The following is a 17772-nucleotide window of genomic DNA, read 5'->3' as shown; positions in this document are numbered from 1 at the left end:
TTTCCGCTTTCCGCTTTCCGCTTTCCGCTTTCCGCTTTCCGCTTTCCGCTTTCCGCTTTCCGCTTTCCGCTTTCCGCTTTCCGCTTTCCGCTTTCCGCTGTTCGCTGTTCGCTTCCCACCACTCAAAACGATGAGCGTTAGCTCGAGTAAAGCTTTTGACGTGCCGCCCCTTCGGCAGGCTGAGTGGAGGGATTGATCCGGGGGTGGGAGCGCAGCGACCGTTTGGCGAAGCCAAACACATCGAGAGGAGGTGCAGCGAAGCAAACCGTAGGCGATGCCCCCGGATCAATCCCGGAACGAAGGAACACCGAGCCACAGCGAGGTGCCGAACGCAGGGGCCAAGCCTTTTGGTTCCTTTTTGGCGTTTGAAAAAGGGACTCGCCGTAAGGGCGAAACCGCCAGCGGGCACACCCGCAGAAACGGATATTCACCCAAACCAACCCAAAACATGGTCGGCCCAGAGGCCGCCAAGACAACCCCAAACAGAAAATGTTAGCTTGCTTGGCATCAAGCCCAAAGCCGAGCCCAATGCCAATGAAAAAAACAGTCCTGGCCTTCAGCCGCATCACCCCCCCCATGATCGAACGCCTGCAACAGGACTTCGACGTCATCGTCCCCAACCCGAAAAACGGCGACATCAACGCCCAGTTCAACGAAGCCCTGCCCCACGCCCACGGCTTGATCGGCGTCGGTCGCAAACTCGGCAAGGCCCAACTGGAAACCGCCACCAGACTTGAAGTGGTCTCCAGCGTCTCCGTCGGCTACGACAACTACGACCTCGCCTACTTCAACGAACGCGGGATCATGCTCACCAACACCCCGGACGTCCTCACCGAAAGCACCGCTGACCTGGCCTTCGCCCTGATCATGAGCAGCGCCCGCCGCGTCGCCGAACTGGACGCCTGGACCAAAGCCGGCCAATGGCAGGCAAGCGTCGGCGCACCGCTATTCGGTTGCGACGTACATGGCAAGACCCTGGGCATCGTCGGCATGGGCAACATCGGCGCCGCCGTCGCCCGTCGCGGGCGCCTGGGTTTCAACATGCCAATCCTCTACAGCGGCAACAGCCGCAAGACCGCACTGGAACAAGAACTCGGTGCGCAATTCCGCAGCCTGGATCAGTTGCTGGCCGAAGCGGATTTTGTGTGTCTGGTCGTGCCACTCAGCGACAAGACCCGCCACCTGATCAGCCACCGGGAACTGGCGCTGATGAAGCCGGACGCGATTCTGGTGAACATCTCCCGTGGCCCGGTCGTCGACGAACCGGCGCTGATCGAAGCATTGCAGAACAACCGCATTCGCGGCGCAGGTCTGGACGTCTACGAAAAGGAACCGCTGGCCGAGTCGCCGCTGTTCCAGCTGAAAAACGCCGTGACCCTGCCGCACATCGGCTCCGCCACCCACGAAACCCGCGAAGCCATGGCCAATCGCGCGCTGGCCAACCTGCGCAGCGCCCTGCTCGGCGAGCGCCCACAGAATCTGGTAAACCCGCAGGTCTGGCGCGGATAAAAAATCGGGCAAGTGCTGCAGAGCACTTGCCCGATAGTTACCTGTTCCATTACATACCTTGCAAATCAACACACAAACAAAAAAAACAGCCGCTCTATAAACTTTCCGGAGAGAACAAGTAATTCACAAACAATCCGGATAACAAAAACTTGAACATCAAAAATACCGACCAACTAATCCGCTACAGCAAAATATACCTGATGGCCTGCTTCAGCTTATTTGGCCTGCTGGTAATGTTCCACAACGTCACCGACTACAATTCAAACTATGAATATGTCGCACACATTTTGAGCATGGACACTACTCGAATCAACGAAAACATCCGTTACAGGGCCATCGAGTCGCCCATACTGCACCACCGAATCTATTGGTTCATCATCACTACGGAAGCGATTTTCACAGCTTACTGCCTGATCGGAACTTATCATCTCTATCGTAAAATCAATGATTCCGCAGCAGAGTTTCATGAGGCAAAAAAATTTTCGATCATCGGTATATTGATCGCAATTTTTACCTATTACGTTTGCCTGCAGACCGTCGGCGTTGAATGGTTCGACATGGACACATCGCAAACATGGAACGCAAAGGACTGGGCACGACACATTGTCGATTTCATATTACCGGTGCTGATATTCATAACATTGAAGAACGAACGCTGAATAACCAGCGCTCGATAGTCAATCATTGTCAGGCCAGCTTTCCATGTTTCGGAATACCCGAAACCCCGGGTTTGCGAAACACCAACACATTACCCAGCATCACCAGCACCAGCCCCACCAATGCCGGCGCGGTCCACTGGTAGCCCTCGGCAAACGCTGAGACGTTCAGCGCGACCACCGGGAACAGCACCGTGCAATATGCAGCGCGTTCCGGGCCCATACGCCCGACCAGCGTAAGGTAGGCGGTGAAACCGATTACCGATCCGGGGATGACCAGATACAGCAGCGCGCCGATGTAGCGTGACGTCCATTCCATCTCGAACGGAATGCCTTTGACCAGACACCACACCGACAGCATCGCCGCGCCATAGGCCATGCCCCAGGCATTGGTGGTCAACGGCTTGAGACCGGCCTTCTGTTGCAGGCTCGACAACATGTTGCCCGCCGAGAAACACAGGGTGCCGCAGAGTGCCAGGCCAAGGCCGAGCAAGGTTTGCGGACTGGCGTGATGCCCGGCCAGTTCCGGCCAGAACAACAGGCCCAGGCCAAACAATCCTAGTGCCCCGCCCATCAGCACATTGCGCGCGATACGTTGGCCGAAGAACACCCGCGCATTCAGCGCGTTCCACAACGTTGCGGTAGAGAACACCACCGCCACCAGACCGCTGGGAATCCATTGGCTGGCGGTCAGGAAACACATGAAGTTGACGCAGAACAGGCACAAGCCCTGCGCCACGCAGATCAGATGCCCGCGCCGGTTCATCGGTTGCAGGCGACGGCTGAGCAGCAACAGAGCAAACAACACCAGCGCGGCCAGGCCAAAGCGATAGACGATCGACACCGGAATCGCCACCACGCCCAGTTGCCACTTAAGGGCGATCCAGGTGGTGCCCCAGATCAGCACGGTCAACAGATACAACGACAGGTTCATGGCAGACACTCCTCGATTGGGTTTCAGTGTCCGCCCGCGCCCTCGGCCCTCGCTTGCATAAACTTGCGCTTTTGTCGGCGCGCAGGCTGGCAGCGCGAAATCTACGGAGTAGGATGCAAGGCGTTGAAGAGAACCGATCATGGCCGCCATCGATACCCTGCAAGTCTTTCAAGCCCTCAACAATTCGCCCAATGCACGCCTTGTGCACAGCGCCGAGTTGGGTGACGGCCTGTCTGCAGCTTTGTGGACCAACCACCACGACGCCCAGGAATACGAAGCGCCGAGCCATCACACACTCTCCTGCTACATCGCCGGCGGCACCGGCACCTTCCGCCGTGGCGAACCCGGCCACAAGGGCGGCCCGGACAAGCTGTGCATCCTGCCGGCCGACCACGAATCGGGTTGGGTGATCAATGGCGACATTCGCTTGGCCCACCTGTATTTCAGCGCTGAACAATTTGCCCTGGGGTGCGTCACGCTGCTGGATCGCGAGCCTCGGGAAATGCAGTTGCGCGAGCAGACTTTTCTGGAAGATCCACAACAGGCCCAACGGTTTCGCCAGTTACTGACCCTGAACTGGGACGAGCCCGGCGAGCGTCTGCTGACCAGCAGCCTGGCCCACGAACTGATCAGCCATACCTTGCTGAGTCAAGTTGGCGTGCGTCAGGGCTTGCGTCTGAAGGGTGGGCTGGCGCCGCATCAACGCCGGCAACTGGTGGAGTTCATCGATAGCCAATTGGCCGAGCCGATCAGCCTCGGGCAATTGGCGGGATTGTGTGCGTTGTCGGAATACCACTTTGCGCGGATGTTCCGGGTGAGCTTTGGCTTGCCGCCACATCAGTACGTGCTGGCGCGACGTTTGGGCCGGGCACGGGAGTTGTTGCGCGGGACGGCGTTGCCGTTGGGGGAGATTGCCCTGGCGTGCGGGTTTGCCAGTGCCAGCCACTTCACCAACCGCTTTCGCCAGGTGCTGGGCGGAACGCCCGGCGAGTATCGCCAGGCGTTTTTGCGCTGATCAGAACTCCAGCGTGCTCGACAACGAGATCTGCCGCGAATCGCCCATCGACACGAAGAAACGGCTGGCCGCCGAGGTGTAGCAAGTGCGATCGAACAGGTTCTTCACGTTGAGCTGGAACTTGACCTTCTGCCCTTCAACCTTGGTGTCGTAAGTGGCGAACGCATCGGCCACGGTGTAGCTCGGCAGGTCGAAATCGTTGACCGCGTTACCCGCTCGTTCACCGACATACCGCGCACCGGCGCCGACCCGAAGTTGATCGCCACCGATCACGCTGCCGAAGTCGTAGACCGCCGACAGGGAGCCGGTATTCTTCGCCACGTTTTGCAGCTTGTTGCCTTTGTAGTCCGGGTCTTCCGTGACCTCGGCGTCGGTGTAGGCATAGCTGCCGATCATGCTCCAGCGGTCGCTGAGCTGGCCGGTCAGATCGACCTCAAGACCACGGGAACGCACTTCACCGGCGGCGCTGTAGATCGTGGTTGGGCCTTCGGCGTTGGCCACCAGCACGTTGCGTTTCTTGATGTCGAACAGGGCGATGTTGCCGGTGATTCGTCCGGGCATATCCAGGCGTGCGCCCAGCTCCCAGGACTTGGCTTCTTCCGGCGCGATGCTGCCGTCGAGCACGGTGCTGCTGCCGCTGAGCGGGGCGATGGTAGAGTTGGGTTTGAACGATTCGGTGTAGCTGCCGTAGAACGACAACGCGTCGGTGTAGCGATACACCAGACCTGCGCGCGGCACCCACTTCTGGCCGTTGCTGTCGGTGTTGGCCTTGAACGGCACGCCTTTGCCGGCGTACTGGTCGTACTCCTGGAAGCGCCCGCCGGCCACCAGAATCCACTGGTCATTGAGGTGAATCGAGTCCTGCAGGAACACCGAATCGCTGCGCAGCAGATCGGTCTGTGCACTGTCCGCCGGGCTGACCGTGGTGCCTTCGACTTCGCGGCCGTAGACCGGGTTGACGTAGCTGAAGGTGCTCAGGCTTTTCTGGCGGATCAGATCGGCACGATAGATCTTGCGGTACTCGTCGTCGACGCCGAACACCAGGTCATGCTGCATGCCCAGCACGTTGACCTTGCCTTCGAGACTGGCGGTGGTGAAACGGTCGGTGCTGATCGCGCCCTGGGTGCCGTCCATACTGCGGGTCAGGGTGCCTTTTTTGGTGTCGATCGCGGTCACGCGGACCTGGCTGGCGTCGTAGGTTTCGCGGTTCCAGCTGTAGCCGAAATGGGCTTTCCAGTCATCGTTGAGTTCATGGTCAGCCTCGAAGTGATAGAGATCCGAGCGCCCTTCCATGTCGTTGAATTTCTCGTCGAGACGCTCGTTGCGCGAGATGTCCAGCGGATGGTTGGTGCGTGGGTCGATCAGGGTTCCACGATCGAATGGGGTCAGGAATTCACGGTGCTCGTAGGCGAACAACAACTTGGTGCGCTCGCCGTACCAGGCCAGCGACGGCGCGATCAGGGTTTCGCGGTGGGTGCCGAAGTTGCGCCAGTAATCTTCGTCTTCGTGGTCCAGCACCATGCGATAGGCGAGACCGGAATCCCCCAGCGCACCGGTGCTGTCGAACGAGCCACCGCTGCCATTCTTGCCGTCGCCGTAGGTCGAGCCGCGCAGGGTCAGCGCGTTGTACTGGGTCAGTTCAGGCTTCTTGCTGACCATGTTGACCACGCCGCCCGGGTCCTGAATCCCGTAGAGCAGCGAGGCCGGGCCCTTGAGCACTTCGACGCGATCCACGGTGGCGTTCATGCCACGGCCCTGCACCACCGGCATGCCGTCGCGCATGATCGAGCCGTTGCGGTTGTCGCCGAAGCCGCGGGTCATCACCGAATCCTGGGTGCTGCCCAAGGTGTTGCCCTGGGTGATGCCGCTGACGTTGGCCAGCGCGTCATCGAGATTGCGCGGTGCCTGATCGCGAATGACCTGGGCCGGGATCACGTTGACGGTCTGGGGGATTTCCTGAAGCGAAGCGGAAGAACGCATTACCGAACTGGTTTCCGGTGGCTGGTAGCTCATCGGCTGGTTGACCACCGAGGTGATGGTGGTCGCGCCAAGGTTCAATGCGCCTGCGGTCGGTTGCGGTTCGAGCGCCAGGGTATGCCTGTCGGTGCGGCGGAAAGTCAGGCCCGAGCCTGTGAGCAGACGTTGCAGCGCCTGTTCAGCACTCATCTGGCCGTTGACCGCTGGAGCGGTCAGGCCGTAAGGCGCTTCATCGGTGTAGACCACGCTCTGTCCGGTGACATGGCTGAAATCGCTCAGGGACTGAGGCAATGGCTTGGCGGCCAGGGAAAAACTGAACTGCTTTTGTGGCTGACTGCTGACGGATTCAGCGGCGATTGCCACGCTCATCGGCAACAGGGCCAATGCCGAAAAACTCAAGGCCGAAACGCCTAACCACTGTTTGACCGAACCCGATTTTGCCCTGGACTTCATTGCTCATGACCTGTGTAGAACCGCAACGGATGCGAATGACTCGCAGTTTCAGTCACTACACGGATGGCGTCCGGGTTTACCTCACCACAAAGTTGAAAATATTTCGTTGTCGCTGCCGACGCCTTCGCGAGCAAGCTCGCTCCCACCTTGGAATGCACTCCCGTGGGAGCGAGCTTGCTCGCGAAGGGGCCAGCAACGTCAGCGAAGAATTATCAGATGCCCTAGCACTTGATGCTGCTCGAATCCGAGAACCCCTTGCAGCGAATTCAGCACGGCTTGTGGATCCTTGCTCGGAAAGCTGCCGCTGACCTTTCGCGCGCCCAGTTCGTCGTTGAGCAACACGATCCGTCCGGGGTAATAGCGGCGAAGATCCTGCACCACATCGGCCAGTGTCGACTTGTAGTAAGTCAGCCAGCCTTGGCGCCACGCCAGTTGCGCTTCGCTGTCCACGGCATGCAGTTTTTCTGCGCTGCCTGCGCCGTACGCCACTTGTTGGCCGGCGGTGAGAATCTGCTGCCCGGCATCACGCGCCGCCGTCACACCGACGCGTCCTGACAGCACGGTGACTTGTGCGCCATGAGGTTGCAGGCGCACTTCGAACTGCGTGCCGAGCACCCGCGCCTGGCCCTTCTCGGCCTCGACCACAAAAGGATCACCGGTGTGAGTCACGCTGAAAAATCCGGCGCCGCGGCGCAATTGCACATGCCGCTCGCCATGACTGAAATCCACGGCGATGGCGCTGTCGGCGTCCAGCGTTACCTGCGATTGATCGGCCAGGGTCACGGTACGGATCTCGCCCGGCGCCGACACGTAATCGGCGCCAAGGTCATCGATCCAGCGCTGCGGCTGCCAGCCGCTGCCGAGGCTGATCATCAACAACAGGCAGGCCGCCATGGCCAATGCACCGGCCCAACGTCGGACCTGCGGACGGCGCGGCCGGTCCATCGCATCAAGCAAACCCTGCAATGCCAGCGCATCTTCATCGGCCAAGGTGCGCGCCGGCCCTTCGCTCAATTCCCACACCACTTGCGCCTGGGCATAGGCCTCGGCGTGGGCCGGGTCAGCGTGCAGCCACTGGCTGAAGGTCAGTTGATCACCGGTGCTCGGGCTGTCGTGCAGCAGGCTCAGCCAGGCGAAAGCGGCCTGTTCCTGAGCGGGCGTCGGGATGACGCGGTCGGTGTTGTTCACGGTGCTTTCCCTGGCAGGCGTGGCGCGGGTTCGCGCAGGCTGGCCTTGCAGGCCTCGAGGGCGCGCATCATATGTTTTTCCACAGCGCTTTGGGACAGGCCCATGGCTTTGGCGATTTCGGCGTACTTGCGCCCGTGGATGCGATTGAGCAAAAAGATCTGCCGCGTGCGTTCGGGCAACGCACGCAACGCCGCTTCGACGTGGCGCAAATCGTTGCCCGCTTCGAGCGCCGCCTGCGGTTCGCTGGCGCTGCTGCCCGGCTCATCCAGTTGCCAGCCTTCGTTGACCCGCACCCGCGCGCCTTCACTGCGCAAATGATCGATGGCGATATTGCCGGCACAACGCAACAGATAAGTGCTGAGCTCTTCGACCTGCACCAGCGGCCGACGCCAGAAACGCACGAACAGGTCCTGCACCAGATCCGCCGCCGTCGCTCGGCAACCGACGCGCCGGTTCACCAGCGCTTCCATCTGCGAACGCTGGGACAGGAACACCTGAAGAAAATGCGCACGGGCGCCATGGGGTTCGTCGTCGCGGTGTTCGGGAGGATGACCGATCAGCATGTCAGTTCAAGGCCCACGCAGCGACCGGGCTGGCGAGCAGGCTCAGCCCGGCCATAGTCAATGCCAGACGTGGGCGATAGGGCAACAAGAGCACCAGCGTCAACGCACTGAGCATCAACACCGCGCACCAGTCGACGAGGCCAAAACTCCAGCCCTTGATGGAAACCGCCGCCCAGAGCGAAAGCCCCAGCAACAGCCAGCCCGCAAGTTTCAGACCTTGCCGACGGCGAACCGAAGGTTTGTGACCCAGCAACTCTTCATGATGCCGGGGCATCGCCAGACACAGCGATGTGAAAGCGCAATAGCAGAGCAATAACGCCAACAGCATTCAGTTCGCCCCTTGCTCGAGGGTGATTGGCCGAGCCTTTTCGCGGGCAGGCTTTTTCACGCTGACGACGTGCCCGGCACGCTGCATTTTCCGCGCGGCCCAGGCGAGAAAGAGACCGCAGCCCAGACACGTCAGGTCGAAACCGGCCAAGGCCCAGTCGCCTTCGGGCACTGTCACGCCGAGGTGATACGCAGAGGTCAAACCATTGAGAAGCGGCACTGCTACAAACAGTGTTGCTCCCAGCGACAGCTGTTCGACCCAGGCCTTTCGCCCTGGCCGCAACATCGCATGCACCACGCTCAAACCCCAGGCGATGAAGAACGCATTCACCTCCCAGTCGTCACGCCCGCCCAGACTCACCGGTAGCAGGCGATTGGCCCAGAAGAACACGGCGACCGCAGCCACCAGCCCGGCCATGCTGGCGATGTTCAAGACTTCTACCAGTCGTAACTCGAAAGGCATCACGCCGGTTTTGGCGTGTTTGAGTTGACGCTTGCCGAGCCAGATCACCAGCCCGGTGCCGATCATCGCCGTGCCCACCAGGCCACAGATGAAATACAGCCAGCGCAACACCGGCCCGGCAAAGTGGCCCATGTGCAAGCCGTAGAAACTGCCGGCAACTGCCATCGCCATCGGCTGATCAGGTGTCGTGCCGATGACCTGCCCGCTGACACCGTTGAAAGTCACGGCGCTGCCGGAGTCGGTCACCACACGGTCGGAGCCCGCGCGGGACATCACCACGGACGCGTTGGCATCTCCCGGATTGAACACGCTGATGCGCCCGACATGCCCGCCCGACCATTGCTCGCTGGCCGCCAGCAACTGAGGCGCCATGGGGGCCAGTGTCGCGGGCTGATTGGCACGTTCAGGAATGCGGGACTCTGGAAACACCTCGTCGTAAAACGCCCGGGCGTTGTTGCCATAAGAGGCAAGGATGCTCGCCGGCATCACCATCGACATGAAGATCACCAGACTGCTGTAGGTGATCATCAGATGAAACGGCAGCACCAGCACACCCACCGCGTTGTGCCCGTCGAGCCACGAACGCTGGCCCTTGCGCGGGCGGAAGGTGAAGAAGTCCTTGAAGATTTTCTTGTGGGTGATGATCCCGGTGATCAGCGCGACGAACATCACCATCGCGGCGATAGTCGAGAGCCAGCGGCCCCACGGATAAGGCATTTGCAGCTGGAAATGGAAGCGGTAGAAGAACTCGCCGCCCATGCTTTCCCGGGGCTGCACTTCGGCGCCGGTCTGCGCGTCGAGGGTCTTGCGAGTGAATGCGCCGCGTTCGCCCGGTTTGGCTGGCGTCTGCTGCCAGCCCACGCTCAGACCGGGATCGCGGGCGTCGGGCAGGCCAATGATCCAGCGCGAAGCGTCGGGGGCGTTTTGTTGCAGATACTGCTGGGCCAGCGTCAGGCTTTTTTCGGCATCTAATGGGTGCGCGTGGATTTCCGGCTGCATCCAGTGAGTGGTTTCATCCTTGAAATAGGCCAGGGTTCCGGTCAGGAAAATCGCGAACAACAGCCAGCCAAATACAAGGCCGGTCCAGGTGTGCAGCCAGGCCATCGCCTGCCGGAAACCTTCTTTCATGCCAGACCCAGACCGCGCGCAGCCCCGGAAACGGTCGCCAGGATCACGCTAGGCACCAGCAGACCGACCCACGCCGACCACGCCGTGCGACAGGCGAAACACCAGAGTACCGCCACCAGATACACCAGAAACGAGACAGTCATGCCGGTGATGACCGCTTCGGCGCGGTTCAGCGGCAGCCACAGGGTCAGCGTGACACTGGCTAGCGCCGCGACCAGATAGCCGCCAAACACCGCCGCGAGCACCCGCGAAGTGACGGCCAGACGATAGGACATGGGAAGTGCGGCGAGTTTGGCTTTCATGTTTCGACCCTGAAACGGTTAACGCCCGGCCAACACGCCGAACGACAGGCGAGCAATATTAATGATAAATATTCTCATACGCAAAAGAGTCTGATTGCCGGGAGGCATCCACGACCCTACAATGCGAACCATTCTTGTTCTCTAACGCATCCCGCATGCGCCCGGAGTGATGCCGTTGTCGTCCGCCCATCCTGTCGAATCGCTCTATCAGGCCCACCACAGCTGGCTCACCGGCTGGCTGCGGCGCAAACTCGGCTGCCCGGACAGTGCCGCAGATCTGGCTCAGGACACCTTCATCCGGGTGCTGACCGCACGCGAACCGCCAGTGATCATCGAGCCGCGCGCATTCCTCACCACCCTGGCCAAGCGCGTACTCTTCAATCATTACCGCCGTCAGGATCTGGAGCGAGCCTACCTCGACGCCCTCGCGCAGATGCCGGAAATGGTCGCGCCTTCGGAAGAAGAGAAAGCGATCATCCTGCAAACCCTGATGGAGCTGGATCAGTTGCTCGACGGTCTGCCACGCGCCGTCAAACGCGCATTTCTGCTGGCGCAGGTCGATGGCCTGACCTATCCGCAGATCGCCGCCGAACTGGGCATTTCCGTGGCCACGGTCAAACGTCACCTGAATAAAGCGGCGATGCGCTGCTACTTCGCCCTGTGAATCCACCGATGGATTTTTCCGCGCAGGTCGCCGAACAGGCAGTGCACTGGTTGCTGGAAATGCAGCAGGGCCCGCTGAATCCGCGCCAGCAACAAGCCTGGCAGCAATGGATCGACGCCCACAGCGAACACCGCCGCGCGTGGGAACACATTCAGCGGGTCAATTCGCGGTTGCGCGGGTTGTCGTCGCCACTGGCCCACGCCGCGCTGAATGCGCCGAAGTCCGGCAGCCGTCGTCAGGCGCTGAAGCTGTTGCTGATTCTCGGCGCCGGCTCGGCGGTCACCTGGGGGATGCGCGAGCACAATCCGTTGCCGTCGTTGCTGGCCGATTACCGCAGCCCGATCGGTCAACGCCGCAAGATCTCGCTTGGCGCCGGCGGCCAGTTGCAGCTCAACACCGCGAGTGCGGCGGATGTCCGGGGCGATGGCTTGATCCGTCTGCTCGAAGGCGAAATGCTGCTGACGGCCACTCAATCCTTCGACGTGCAAACCGCCCAAGGCCTGCTGAAAACCCAAGGCGCGCGAATAAACGTGCGGCAGTTTGCCGATCGTACGCAGATTGCACTGTTTGAAGGTCGGGTCGAACTGAGCGCACAAGGTCGCGCGCCGATGCTGCTGCCGGTCGCCCGACAACTGAGTTTCAGCACCACCGGCGTCAGTGCGGCAAAATCGCTGGACGCCAACAGCGGCGCCTGGGCCGACGGCATGCTGGTGGCGGCGCACATGCGCCTGGCCGACTTCCTCGACGAACTCGGCCGCTACCGTCGCGGGCAGCTCAATTGCGATGCGAAAGTGGCTGACTTGCTGATTTCCGGGACTTATCCACTGGACGACAGCGAGCGCATTCTCGATCTGCTGGAAATCAGCCTGCCAGTGAAAGTGAAGCGTTTTACCCGCTACTGGGTGACGGTCGAAGCCAAGGTTTGATCGTTCCCACGCTCTGCGTGGGAATCCAGCCCGGGACGCTCCGCGTCCTCCGTAAAAATAAATGAGCCGTTTTTCAGATCTGGCGTGACAGAGAAGGAAAGCCCCCTTGATTCAACCTTCTCAGGACCGTCCTCCATGCACCCCACCCGCCTCACGCCGCTGGCCCGAACCCTGCGCAACCTCGTCCTCGGCGCCAGCCTGAGCTTCAGCGCCCTGCACCTTGCGCAAGCCGCCGAAACCAAGGCTTATCACATCGCCCCGTCGTCGCTGGAAAATGCCCTCAACCAGTTCGGCCGTGAAGCCGGTGTGCTGATTTCGTTCGGTTCGCAAGTCACCAGCGGTGTGCAAAGCCGTGGACTGGAAGGCAGCTACACAGCGGAACAAGGCCTGAACGCGCTACTAGAAGGCACCGGACTGCAAGCCCGCGCCGAGGGCGGCAATGCCTTCAGCCTGCAACCGGCGAACGACAGCGCCCTGGAGCTGGACACCTCGAAAGTGGTCGGCGATTGGTTGGGTGAAGCCGCGCAGGTCAACGTCTTCGAACATCCCGGTGCCCGTGACGTGATCCGCCGCGAAGAGTTCGAACGCCAGGGTGCGACCCAGGCCCGTGACGTGCTCAACCGCATTCCCGGCGTCAACGCGCCGGAAAACAACGGCACCGGCAGCCACGACATGGCGCTGAACTTTGGTATTCGCGGCCTCAACCCGCGCTTGGCCGCACGTTCGACGGTGTTGATGGACGGCATTCCTGTACCGTTCGCGCCTTACGGTCAGCCGCAGTTGTCGTTCGCGCCAATCAGCATGGGCAACATGGACGCCGTGGACGTGGTGCGTGGCGGCGGCGCCGTGCGTTACGGCCCGCAGAACGTCGGTGGCGTGGTCAACTTCGTGACCCGGGCGATTCCGGACGAGCCGACCGTCAAGGGTGGATTCCAGACTGAAACCAGCCCGTCGTCGAGCCATGACGGCTTCAAGACCAGCGCCAACCTGCTGGCTGGCGGCACCAACGCCAACGGCCTGGGCGGCGCGCTGCTGTACTCCGGCACTCGCGGTGGCGACTGGCGCGAACACAGCGACACGGAAATCGACGACCTGATCCTCAAGGGCAAATACCAGCTCGACGAAGCGAACAGCTTCAACGCCATGGCCCAGTATTACGAAGGCAAGGCCGACATGCCTGGCGGTCTGAATGTCGCCGATTACGATGCCGATCCGTATCAGTCGACCCGGCCGAAAGACCAGTTCTGGGGCCGTCGCACGATGTTCAATTTCGGCTATCGCTATCAGGAAGATCGCCGCGAATTCACCGCCAACACCTTCTTCACCAAGACCCTGCGCAGCGGTTATCTGGATCAGGGCACCTTCCTGTCGCTGTCGCCGCGCGAGTATTGGGTTCGCGGTCTGGAAACCCGCTTCGCCCAGGGCTTTGACCTTGGCGCGACCAGCCATGAAGTCGGCGTCGGCTATCGCTACATCAACGAGGCCGGCCACGAGCTGCGCTATCGCACGCCGATCAGCAGCAATGAATATCCGACCACCAACAGCCGCAATGACCGCGACACTCGCGGCGGCACTGAAGCCAATGCGTTCTTCGTCGATGACCGCATCGACATCGGCAAGTGGACCATCACCCCGGGCGTGCGCTACGAGATGATCGAGTCGCAGCAGACCAACAACCTGACCAACGTCAAATACAAGGGCGACTACAACACCGCACTGCCGGCGCTGAACGTGCTGTATCACCTGACCGACAGCTGGAACCTGTACGCCAACACCGAAGGTTCGTTCGGCAGCGTGCAATACAGCCAGATGCCCAACCGAGTGAGCAGCGGCGAAGTGAAACCGGAGAAGGCCCGCACCTGGGAAGTCGGCACCCGTTACGACAACGGTGCGCTGCGAGCGGAGATCGGCGCGTTCCTGATCAACTTCGACAACCAGTACGAAAGCAACCAGACCAACGACTCGGTGATCGCCCGTGGCGAAACCCGCCATCAGGGCATCGAGACCAGCGTCAATTACGCTCTCGACGACCTGAGCCCGGCGCTGGCCGGTTTCGACGTCTACGCCACTTACGCCTATGTCGACGCCACCATTCGCGAAGACGGCCCGAACAAAGGCAATCGTGTGCCGTTCTCGTCCAAGCACAAAGGCACGATCGGCGTCGGTTACACCGAAGGGCCGTGGAAACTGAACCTGGACAGCAGCTTCCAGAGCGACCAGTTCGCCGACAACGCCAACACCTCCAAAGAAAGCGCCGACGGCAGTACCGGCAAGATCCCGGGGTACATGCTGTTCAGCAGCCGCGCCGGTTATGACTTCGGCCCGCAGCTGTCGGATCTGAACGTGGCGGTGGGGGTGAAGAACATCTTCAACACCCAGTACTTCACCCGTTCGTTCGATGACAACAACAAGGGCAAGTATGTCGGTGAGCCGCGCACGGTATACGTGCAGACTTCCGTCGCTTTCTAATATCTGCTGAAAACAGAAAGGGCCTGCAATTGCAGGCCCTTTCTCATTGGGTGGCTTGAAAAATCAGCACATCAACTGTTGATCGCTGCCTGTTCGTTCTCGTCAAACTCTTCCGCCAATAGCTTTTCATTGGCTTTGCTTGTGAATGGCACCACAGCGGCTCGCGGTTTGCCGCGCAGTTTGCCAAACAGGTGCTCCAGCGCGTGCTCCAGTTTTTCGGCTGCACCATCGATCGCCTGTTCCAGCGAATCGGCTTTGTGGGTGACGGAAATCGGTTGATGGCCTTTTGGCCGCGCTTCCAGTTGGCAGCGCAAGTCATGGGGACCCGGTTTGTCACCGTTCTCGTCGCTCAGATGGACTTCGACACGGGTCAGGTCTTCCTCATAACGGTCGAGCGTGCTCTCAATTGTGGTGCGTACCCACTCCTCCAGTCGTTTGCTGCTTTGAATATGGTTGTCGCTGTTGACTTGGATTTGCATAGTTCATCCCTTATTTCAGCTAGCTCGCAAGAGGCCTGGAACAGGATTTCGTGACCTCTTGATTACAACAATCGGCCCGCCGGACGAACATTTCAACCCCTGAAAAAAGATAAATATTCATACGCAAAAAAAGCCGGACAACCGGGTAAAGCGCTGGTAAGGTCGGGAGTTGGGTCGCCCCGCCACCCCGAAAAATCTGCTCACAATTGGCCATCACCCAACGGATGCAGGCTGCGGAAAATCCCCGCCTCTTCCACCAGCCAGTCATGCACCGCACGCACGCCCGGATGGCTCAACGCCCCCGGCGCATAAAGCAACACATAGCGCTTGTGATTGGGCACTGAAATCCCGAACGGCACGATCAACGTCCCCCGCTCCAGCTCGTCGTTGAGCAATGTGCGCCGGGCAATCGCCACGCCCATGCCGGCAATCGCCGCTTCGATGGTCAGGTGGTTGCGGTTGAACGTGTGCCCGCGCCGCACATCGGCGCCCTCGAAACCGATGGCATTCAGATAAAACTCCCACTCCGCATATTCATAGCTGCCGCGCCAGGCGGTGATGTCGTGCAACAGCGGAAAATGCACCAGATCCGCCGGCCCGTGCAACGGCGGTCGTCCGCGCAGCAGGCCAGGCGCGCACACCGGGAAAATCTGCTCGTCGAGCAAGGCTGTGGATAACAGTCCCGGATAACTGCCGTCGTTCAGGTCGATGGCCAAGTCGAAATCCCCTTCATGCAACGGCACGCTGCTGTCCTCGGCCACCAGCCGCAGCTGAATGTCCGGGTAACGCTGTTGCAAGCGTGGCAGACGCGGGGTCAGCCATTTGCTGAGGAACGATGGAATCGAACGCACCCGCAGAATCCCGCTGATCATCCCTGCATCCAGGCGACGCAATTCCGCATCGATGCTGCCGTAAGCCTCATTCACCGTGATCGCCAGTCGCTGCCCTTCCGCGCTCAACTCCACACCCCGCGCGCGGCGGTGAAACAGACGAAAGCCCAGACGTTCTTCCAGCTGTCGGATTTGCTGACTCACCGCCCCCGGCGTGATGTGCAGTTCCTCGGCACAACGGGTGAATGACAGGTGCCGCGCGGCACAGGAAAACACCTGCAGCCAGACGTAAGTCTGGGCATGCAATTGACGACTCATGGTTTAGTCCTGCTAAAGGCTTACTTAGGAAGTTTCGTTAGTCACGTTGAAGCGAGGTAGGCAGTATCGCCGACATTGCGCTTGTCCTACAAAAAATGGCAGCGATTCCTACTCCATTGCTTGTAAGGGTTTAGCATGGCTATCAGTGTTTTCGATCTATTCAAAGTCGGCATCGGCCCGTCCAGCTCCCACACCGTCGGCCCGATGCGCGCGGCCGCGACCTTCGCCCAAACCCTGATCGAGCAACATTTGCTGAACGATGTGCAACGGGTGGAAATCCGTTTGTACGGCTCGCTTTCGGCCACCGGCGTCGGCCATGCCACTGATCGCGCAACGGTCATGGGTCTGATGGGCGAATGGCCGGACAGCATCGATCCCTCGACCATCGAGCCACGCATCCAGCAACTGCGCGAGACCGGCCAACTGTCTCTGGCCGGTGAACGCTCGATTGCCTTCAACTGGCAGCACGATCTCCTGCTGCTGGACGAGAGCCTGCCCTACCACCCGAACGCCATGTCGCTGACAGCCTTTGGTGCATCCGGGCAACTGTTCAAGCAAACGTACTACTCCGTCGGCGGCGGTTTCATCATCGAAGCGGCCGAAGCCGAATCCGGTGTGGCGCCGGCCGGCGACGTCGAGTTGCCTTACGAATTCTCCAGCGCCGTCGAACTGCTGGCGCTGTGCAAGCAGCACAACCTGCGGGTTTCCGAACTGATGATGGCCAACGAAAGGGCCTGGCGCAGCGACGCCGAGATCCGCAAGGGCCTGCTGCACATCTGGTCGGTGATGCGCGAATGCGTCGAGCAGGGTCTGCGTCACGAAGGCATCCTGCCTGGCGGTCTGAATGTGCCGCGTCGCGCAGCGAAATTGCACCGCAGCCTGCTTGAAATCGGCAAGCCGAACGTCATCAGTTCGACCCTGTCGGCGATGGAGTGGGTCAACCTGTTCGCCCTCGCCGTCAACGAAGAGAACGCCGCCGGCGGACGCATGGTGACCGCGCCGACCAACGGTGCCGCCGGGATCATTCCGGCCGTTCTGCACTACTACATGAAATTCAATCCAGACGCGTCAGACGATGACGTGGTCGCGTTCTTTCTGGGTGCGGCTGCCGTCGGCATCCTGTGCAAGAAAAACGCTTCGATTTCCGGCGCAGAAGTCGGCTGCCAGGGTGAAGTCGGTTCGGCCTGCGCCATGGCCGCTGCAGGTCTCGCCGATGTGCTCGGTGCCACCCCGGAGCAACTGGAAAACGCCGCCGAAATCGGCCTGGAACACAACCTCGGCCTGACCTGCGACCCGGTCGGCGGGCTCGTGCAGGTGCCGTGCATCGAGCGCAACGCCATCGCTGCGGTGAAGGCAATCAACGCCACGCAAATGGCCCTGCGCGGCGACGGTAAACACTTCATTTCCCTCGACCGGGTGATCCGCACCATGCGCGATACCGGCGCCGACATGCATGACAAATACAAAGAGACTTCACGGGGCGGCCTGGCCGTGAGCTGGGTGGAGTGCTGAGGAGCGCTCCCTGACCGCCCGTAACACGTGAGCCCGAGCAAGAATAATAACGAGGCAAA

General features: G+C 60.7%; 17 protein-coding genes. 8 read left to right on the top strand and 9 right to left on the bottom strand.

All coding sequences use genetic code 11. The features are described from left to right. The 3 genes from CAF63_RS28895 to CAF63_RS14565 all read left to right on the top strand — a co-directional run. Positions 1-196, top strand: a 196-nt coding sequence (locus CAF63_RS28895) for a hypothetical protein (RefSeq protein ID WP_218191768.1), incomplete at its 5' end; no start/stop codon positions are given. A 338-nt stretch (positions 197-534) separates the two neighbouring features. After that, positions 535-1509, top strand: coding sequence for a D-glycerate dehydrogenase (locus CAF63_RS14570; RefSeq protein ID WP_085685835.1), 975 nt, complete (start codon positions 535-537; stop codon positions 1507-1509). 149 nt (positions 1510-1658) lie between these two features. Further along, positions 1659-2168, top strand: a complete 510-nt coding sequence (locus CAF63_RS14565; RefSeq protein ID WP_085685833.1) for a DUF2165 family protein — start codon at positions 1659-1661, stop codon at positions 2166-2168. A 28-nt stretch (positions 2169-2196) separates the two neighbouring features. On the opposite strand, the gene CAF63_RS14560 is transcribed toward CAF63_RS14565, so the two are convergent. Then, entirely contained in the window at positions 2197-3099 is a 903-nt protein-coding gene (locus CAF63_RS14560) for a DMT family transporter (RefSeq protein WP_085685831.1), read from the bottom strand. A 139-nt stretch (positions 3100-3238) separates the two neighbouring features. On the opposite strand from CAF63_RS14560, the gene CAF63_RS14555 reads away from it, so the two are divergent. After that, positions 3239-4114: an AraC family transcriptional regulator gene (locus CAF63_RS14555; protein ID WP_085685829.1), complete on the top strand. Its 876-nt coding sequence runs from the start codon at positions 3239-3241 to the stop codon at positions 4112-4114. Here CAF63_RS14555 and CAF63_RS14550 read toward each other — a convergent pair whose 3' ends face one another. From CAF63_RS14550 to CAF63_RS14525, 6 genes are all read right to left on the bottom strand, one after another. Beyond that, positions 4115-6544 carry a TonB-dependent receptor gene (locus CAF63_RS14550; protein ID WP_085685827.1) on the bottom strand — a complete coding sequence of 810 codons (2430 nt, stop codon included), beginning with the start codon at positions 6542-6544 and terminating at the stop codon, positions 4115-4117. Between the two features lie 198 nt (positions 6545-6742). Next, positions 6743-7732, bottom strand: a complete 990-nt coding sequence (locus tag CAF63_RS14545; protein ID WP_085685825.1) for a FecR family protein — start codon at positions 7730-7732, stop codon at positions 6743-6745. Next, the gene (locus tag CAF63_RS14540; protein WP_085685823.1) at positions 7729-8295 is read right to left on the bottom strand and encodes an RNA polymerase sigma factor; all 567 of its coding nucleotides are present in this window, start codon (positions 8293-8295) and stop codon (positions 7729-7731) included. Before CAF63_RS14540 ends, CAF63_RS14545 begins: the two co-directional genes overlap by 4 nt. Position 8296: 1 nt before the next feature. Further along, positions 8297-8623, bottom strand: coding sequence for a DUF3325 domain-containing protein (locus CAF63_RS14535; protein WP_085685821.1), 327 nt, complete (start codon positions 8621-8623; stop codon positions 8297-8299). After that, positions 8624-10213, bottom strand: coding sequence for a PepSY domain-containing protein (locus CAF63_RS14530; protein WP_085685819.1), 1590 nt, complete (start codon positions 10211-10213; stop codon positions 8624-8626). It lies immediately after the preceding gene. Then, positions 10210-10515, bottom strand: coding sequence for a DUF3649 domain-containing protein (locus tag CAF63_RS14525; RefSeq protein ID WP_085685817.1), 306 nt, complete (start codon positions 10513-10515; stop codon positions 10210-10212). Before CAF63_RS14525 ends, CAF63_RS14530 begins: the two co-directional genes overlap by 4 nt. A gap of 175 nt (positions 10516-10690) precedes the next feature. Between CAF63_RS14525 and CAF63_RS14520 the strand changes: the two genes are divergently transcribed. The 3 genes from CAF63_RS14520 to fecA all read left to right on the top strand — a co-directional run bounded on the left by CAF63_RS14520 (position 10691) and on the right by fecA (position 14574). Beyond that, positions 10691-11179, top strand: a complete 489-nt coding sequence (locus CAF63_RS14520; RefSeq protein ID WP_085685851.1) for a sigma-70 family RNA polymerase sigma factor — start codon at positions 10691-10693, stop codon at positions 11177-11179. Next, the gene (locus CAF63_RS14515; protein WP_085685815.1) at positions 11176-12105 is read left to right on the top strand and encodes a DUF4880 domain-containing protein; all 930 of its coding nucleotides are present in this window, start codon (positions 11176-11178) and stop codon (positions 12103-12105) included. The genes CAF63_RS14520 and CAF63_RS14515 overlap by 4 nt, the downstream gene beginning before the upstream one ends. A 135-nt stretch (positions 12106-12240) precedes the next feature. Continuing rightward, positions 12241-14574 (top strand): TonB-dependent Fe(3+) dicitrate receptor FecA, encoded by a 2334-nt coding sequence (fecA, locus tag CAF63_RS14510; protein ID WP_085685813.1) that lies wholly within the window; start codon positions 12241-12243, stop codon positions 14572-14574. 71 nt (positions 14575-14645) lie between these two features. Here the strand turns inward: fecA and CAF63_RS14505 are convergent, their stop codons facing one another. Further along, a complete protein-coding gene (locus CAF63_RS14505) occupies positions 14646-15053 on the bottom strand; it encodes an HPF/RaiA family ribosome-associated protein (RefSeq protein WP_085685812.1) in 408 nt (135 codons plus the stop codon). Positions 15054-15253: 200 nt separating this feature from the next. After that, on the bottom strand, positions 15254-16201 hold the full coding sequence (locus CAF63_RS14500) for a LysR substrate-binding domain-containing protein (protein WP_011332523.1): 948 nt from the start codon (positions 16199-16201) through the stop codon (positions 15254-15256). A 135-nt stretch (positions 16202-16336) separates the two neighbouring features. On the opposite strand from CAF63_RS14500, the gene CAF63_RS14495 reads away from it, so the two are divergent. Continuing rightward, positions 16337-17713, top strand: a complete 1377-nt coding sequence (locus tag CAF63_RS14495) for an L-serine ammonia-lyase (RefSeq protein WP_085685810.1) — start codon at positions 16337-16339, stop codon at positions 17711-17713. Positions 17714-17772 lie beyond the last annotated feature (59 nt).

Source organism: Pseudomonas sp. B20(2017), assembly GCF_002113125.1.
Taxonomy (GTDB): domain Bacteria; phylum Pseudomonadota; class Gammaproteobacteria; order Pseudomonadales; family Pseudomonadaceae; genus Aquipseudomonas.
The sequence above is the reverse complement of the archived record's forward strand: the minus strand, read 5'-3'. Positions and strand labels throughout refer to the sequence as shown.